Here is a 3,177-nt window from a genome sequence, read left to right on the forward strand (position 1 = left end):
CGGGTCGTGCGCTTGAGCAGCGGCGCGAGGTACTTGCCGGTAAAGCTCGCCTTCGTCTTCGCGACCTGCTCGGGCGTGCCCTGAGCGATGATCTGGCCGCCGCCGGCACCGCCTTCGGGGCCGAGGTCGATCACCCAGTCGGCCGTCTTGATCACGTCGAGGTTGTGCTCGATGATCACGACCGTGTTGCCCTGGTCGCGCAGCCGGTGGATCACTTCCAGCAGCAGCGCGATGTCGTGGAAGTGCAGGCCGGTGGTCGGCTCGTCGAGGATGTACAGCGTGCGGCCGGTGTCGCGCTTGGAGAGTTCGAGCGACAGCTTCACGCGCTGCGCCTCGCCGCCCGACAGCGTCGTGGCCGACTGGCCGAGGCGGATGTAGCCGAGGCCGACGTCGAGCAGCGTTTTCAGCTTGCGGGCGATGACCGGCACCGCGCTGAAGAACTCGTACGCTTGCTCGACGGTCATGTCGAGCACTTCGCTGATGTTCTTGCCCTTGTACTGCACTTCGAGCGTTTCGCGGTTGTAGCGCTTGCCGTGGCACACGTCGCACGGCACGTAGACGTCCGGCAGGAAGTGCATTTCCACCTTCAGCACGCCGTCGCCCTGGCACGATTCGCAGCGGCCGCCCTTCACGTTGAACGAGAAGCGGCCCGGATCGTAGCCGCGCTCCTTCGAGGTCGGCACGCCCGAGAACAGTTCGCGGATCGGCGTGAACAGGCCCGTGTAGGTGGCCGGGTTCGAGCGCGGCGTGCGGCCGATCGGCGACTGGTCGACGTTGATCACCTTGTCGAAGTGCTCGAGACCCTCGATCGCCTCGTGCGCCGCCGGCTCGGCCGACGACCCGTACAGGTGGCGCGCGACCGCGTGATACAGCGTGTCGTTGATCAGCGTCGACTTGCCGGAGCCCGACACGCCGGTGATGCAGGTGAGCAGGCCGACCGGCAGCTCGAGATCGACGTGCTTCAGGTTGTTGCCGTGCGCGTCGACGATACGCAGCATCCGCTCGGGATCGGGGGCCATCCGCTCGTCCGGATACTCGATCGTGCGCTTGCCGACCAGGTACTGGCCGGTGAGCGATTGCGGGTTCGACTGCACCTGTTTCGGCGTGCCTTCGGCCACGATCACGCCGCCGTGCTCGCCGGCGCCCGGGCCCATGTCGACGACGTAGTCGGCCGTGCGGATCATGTCCTCGTCGTGCTCGACGACGATCACCGAGTTGCCGAGGTCGCGCAGGTGCTTGAGGGTCGAGATCAGGCGGTCGTTGTCGCGCTGGTGCAGGCCGATCGACGGTTCGTCGAGCACGTACATCACGCCCGTGAGGCCCGAGCCGATCTGCGACGCGAGCCGGATGCGCTGCGCCTCGCCGCCCGACAGGGTTTCGGCGCTGCGCTCGAGCGACAGGTAGTCGAGGCCGACGTTGTTCAGGAAGGTGAGGCGCGCGACGATTTCCTTGATCACCTTGTCGGCGATCTCGCCCTTCGCGCCTTCGAGCGTCAGGCCGTCGAAATAGCCGAGCGCGTCGCGCAGCGGCCAGCCGCTGATTTCATAGATGCCGCGCGCGTAGTCGCCGGTGCCGACCCGCACGTGGCGCGCTTCGCGGCGCAGGCGCGTGCCGTCGCACGACGGGCACGGCTGGTTGTTCTGGTACTTCGAGAGTTCTTCCCGCACCGCGACCGAATCGGTCTCGCGGTAGCGGCGCTCGAGGTTCGGGATGATCCCTTCGAACACGTGCTCGCGGATCGTCGTGCGGCCGCGCTCGTTGATGTACGAGAACGGGATCGTCTGCTTGCCCGAGCCGTACAGCAGCACCTTCCGGATTTTTTCCGGGAGATCCTCGAACGCGGCGTCGATGTCGAATTCGTAGAATGCCGCAAGACTCTGCAGCATCTGGAAGTAGAACTGGTTGCGGCGGTCCCAGCCTTTCACGGCGCCGGCGGCGAGCGACAGCGACGGGTGCGCGACGACCCGCTTCGGGTCGAAGAACGTGATCTGGCCGAGGCCGTCGCATTCCGGGCACGCGCCCATCGGGTTGTTGAACGAGAACAGGCGCGGCTCGAGCTCCTGCAGCGAGTACGAGCAGATCGGGCACGCGAACTTCGAGCTGAACAGGTGCTCGCGGTCGGAATCCATCTCGAGCGCGATTGCGCGGCCGTCGGCGAGGCGCAGCGCCGTCTCGAACGATTCGGCGAGGCGCTGCTTCATGTCCGGGCGGACCTTGAGACGATCGACGACGACGTCGATCGTGTGCTTGTCGTTCTTCTTGAGCTTCGGCAGCGACTCGACCTCGTAGATCTTCGCGACGCCTTCGTTCGCGGTGCCGCCGCCGGAGCACACGCGAAAGCGCACGAAACCCTGCGCCTGCATGTCCTCGAACAGCTCGGCGTGCTCGCCCTTGCGGTTCGCGACGACGGGCGCGAGGATCATCAGCTTGGTTTCCTCGGGCAGCGCCAGCGCCGCGTCGACCATCTGCGACACGCTCTGCGCTTCCAGCGGGATGTCGTGGTCGGGGCAGTACGGCGTGCCGACACGTGCGAACAAAAGTCGCAGGTAGTCGTGGATTTCCGTGACCGTGCCGACGGTCGAACGCGGGTTGTGGGACGTCGCCTTCTGCTCGATCGAGATCGCCGGCGACAGGCCTTCGATCAGGTCGACGTCGGGTTTCTCCATCAGCTGCAGGAACTGGCGGGCATACGCCGACAGGCTTTCGACGTAGCGGCGCTGGCCTTCGGCATAAAGGGTGTCGAACGCGAGCGACGACTTGCCCGACCCGGACAACCCGGTAATCACGACCAGCTTGTGGCGCGGCAGGTCGAGATTGACGTTTTTCAGGTTGTGGGTACGTGCCCCACGGATACGGATCTGTTCCATGAACCTGGCGAAAATGGAGGGAACCAAACCTGCTACTATAACGGCTTTTCGAGGCCGTCGTTTGGGGCCCCCAGCCTTAGCAGCAGGTGGCAGCAAGGTGGCACCTGCGCCGGGAAAGCGGCCGCGCCGCGCGGTTCCGGGTGGCCTGCGGGCTGCCTGAATCCTGCCCCGACGTGTCGCCCGCCAAGCCTCCCGGGCCGCTGGTCCTGATCTTCCGCCGCCCGATGTCGGGCGGACATTCCGATCATTCGAAATACATTCCCGATGTCCAATCCGTCTGCCACGTCTTCCCGCATGACCGCGCCCGAAT

At 65.8% G+C, this 3,177-nt stretch carries 1 protein-coding gene; it reads right to left on the bottom strand.

The genetic code is table 11. From position 1 onward, the window contains the following. Positions 1 to 2,867, bottom strand: a 2,867-nt coding sequence (gene uvrA / locus JYJ84_RS32460) for an excinuclease ABC subunit UvrA (RefSeq protein WP_205189979.1), incomplete at its 3' end; no start/stop codon positions are given. Between the last annotated feature and the right edge of the window lie 310 nt (positions 2,868 to 3,177).

This window comes from Burkholderia sp. LMG 13014, assembly GCF_905232215.1.
Taxonomy (GTDB): domain Bacteria; phylum Pseudomonadota; class Gammaproteobacteria; order Burkholderiales; family Burkholderiaceae; genus Burkholderia.